The organism is Streptococcus sp. DD11 (assembly GCF_001578865.1).
GTDB classification, from domain to species: Bacteria; Bacillota; Bacilli; order Lactobacillales; family Streptococcaceae; genus Streptococcus; species Streptococcus panodentis.
In genome coordinates this window covers 372,325-374,967 of sequence record NZ_KQ969393.1, presented here as the reverse complement: position 1 = coordinate 374,967, position 2,643 = coordinate 372,325, and the positions used below count along the sequence as shown (strand labels likewise).

Annotated in this window: 1 pseudogene; it reads right to left on the bottom strand. The window is 53.7% G+C overall.

The features are described 5' to 3' along the window. Nucleotides 1-2,643 (bottom strand): annotated as a pseudogene (locus STRDD11_RS14195) (YSIRK signal domain/LPXTG anchor domain surface protein); the annotation flags it as partial.

Sequence of the window (2,643 nt, the reverse complement as noted above, 5' to 3'; positions counted from 1 at the left end):
GGGCGTACCATTTTTATCTACACGTTTGACCGTCACTGGATCTGGCCTGCCGACGAACTGTTTGTCTGGCGTGAAAGTGACGGTGCCGTCGGCTGCGATGGTATAGGTCCCCTGACCTGCAATAGTTTTCTCCTTCGTGCCGTCGTCAAAGCTTGGCTCTACGCTCTCATCGATTGGAACCAGCGGGTCACCGGCTGTGAAGCTTGGCTTTCCTGTCTGCGGAACTCCCTGCGGGCCGCTGCTGGTCACATTGGTACCTGCAGGAACTACTTCTTTTACTGCCGCTTGATACTTGACTGTCACTGGGGTGCCATTAGTGTCGATACGAGTCAGCTCTATTGTCGGTGTTTCACCCTTGAACTGCTTATCTGGCGTAAAAGTGACATTGCCTGCAGCGTCGACCTCAAACCGACCGACCTTGGCAATCTCTTTCACATTGGTTCCGGTGTCAAAGACCGGCGTACTGCCAGCTGGGAATCCGACCTGCGGATTTCCAACTTCAAATGTCACCTTGCCCTTTTGCACCTGACCTTGCAGGCCTTCGGTCTGATCCCCTTTGCCAGTCGGAGTCACTTTCTCAACCGTTGGCGTGTAAGTCGCCGTCACCTCCGTGCCGTTCTTGTCCACACGTCTGACCGTGACTGGATCCGGCGTACCGACAAACTGCTTGTCTGGCGTGAAAGTGACAGAGCCATCCGGCGCCACCTCAAAAATACCGACATTCGGCACTTCCTTGCGCTTGGATCCGTCATCAAAGGTCGCTGGAACATCATCATCCAGCGGCACAGTCGGGTCTCCGCCTGTGAAGCTTGGCGTACCCGTTTGCGACTGGCCTTGAGGTCCTGTGCTGGTCGCAGTCGTTCCGTTTGGCACGATTTCCTTCACCACTGCTTGGTATTTGACGGTCACTGATGTCCCGTTGGTGTCGAAGCGAGTCAGCTTCTGCTCTGGTGTTTCGCCCTTGAACTGCTTATCCGGTGTGAAGGTCACATTGCCCTCCGCATCCACTTCAAACTTGCCGACAGTTGGCACTTCTTTGACAGCTGAGCCATTGTCGAAAAGCGGAGTCGTGCCTGATGGGAATGGAACAGAAACATGGCCTGGTGTGAAGGAAACTTGGCCCTTTTGCACCTGGCCTTGCAGGCCTTCTGTCTTAATGCCTTTTCCGGTCGGAGTGACTTTCTCAACCGTAGGCGTGTACTGAGCTGTCACCTCCGTGCCGTTCTTGTCCACACGTTTGACCGTGACTGGATCCGGCGTACCGACAAACAGCTTGTCTGGCGTGAAAGTGACAGAGCCATCTGGGTTGATGGTGTAGGTACCCTGACCTGGGATTGATTTTTCTTTTTTGCCGTCAGAAAAAGCCGGTTCAATGGTTTCATCAATCGGAACCAGCGGATCGCCGCCAGTAAAGATTGGCATACCGGTTTGCGGAAGGCCTTGTGGACCGGTACTGGCTGCACTGCTTCCAGTTGGTACAACTGCTTTCACTATGGCCTGATACTTAACAGTCACCGGAGTGCCATTCGCATCAAAGCGAATGATTCCTAACTCTGGACTTGCACCTATAAATTGCCTTTCAGGCGTGAAGGTCACTTTGCCGTCCGCATCCACTTCAAACCTGCCAATGTTCGGCACTTCTTTGACTGCCTTCCCATTACCAAAGAGCGGAGCAGAGTCCGCTGGGAATGGAACAGAAGCATGGCCTGGTGTGAAGGAAACTTGGCCTTTTGCACCTGGCCTTGCAGGCCTTCGGTCTTGGCGCCTTTTCCGGTCGGAGTAACAGCTCTTACAGTCGCCCGATAGGTCGCCTTGGCCACTGTGCCATTGCTATCTGTATGGCGGATTTCCAGCTCTGGTGTCTGGCCAATAAACGTCTTGACCGGTGTGAAAGTCACCTCGCCCTCCGCGTCGACTTCAAATTTTCCGACCTTGGCAATTTCTTTCGTATTGGTGCCGGTATCAAAGACGGGCGTTTTGTCTGCTGGGAAGCCGACCTGCGGATCTCCAGCTTTAAAGGTCAGCTTGCCTTTTTGAACTAAACCTTGCGGTCCGTCTGTCTTAGCGCCAATTCCTGTCGGCGTGACCTTGGTCACGGTTGGCGTGTACGCAGCTGTGACCGGCGTACCGTTCTTGTCCACACGTTTGACCGTGACTGGATCCGGCGTACCGACAAACTGCTTGTCTGGCGTGAAAGTGACAGATCCATCCGGCGCCACCTCAAAAATACCGACATTCGGCACTTCCTTGCGCTTGGATCCGTCATCAAAGGTCGCTGGAACATCATCATCCAGCGGAACGTTTGGATTGCCTTCTGTAAAGCTTGGTGTCCCCTTTTGCGGCTGGCCTTGCAGGCCTGTACTGGTTGCCGTTGTGCCAGTCGGAACAACGGCTTTCACCACCGCTTGGTACTTGACAGTCACTGGAGTGCCATTCTCATCCGCTCGGATTAGCGTTATTTCAGGAGTTGTTCCCTTGAATTGATTGTCCGGCGTAAAGGTCACCTTACCATCCGCATCCACTTCAAACTTACCTACACCGGCCACTTCTTTGACAGTTTGGCCATTATCAAAGAGCGGAGTTGTTTCAGATGGAAATGGGACTGATGCATGGCCTGGCGTGAAGCTGACTCGGCCTTCTTGA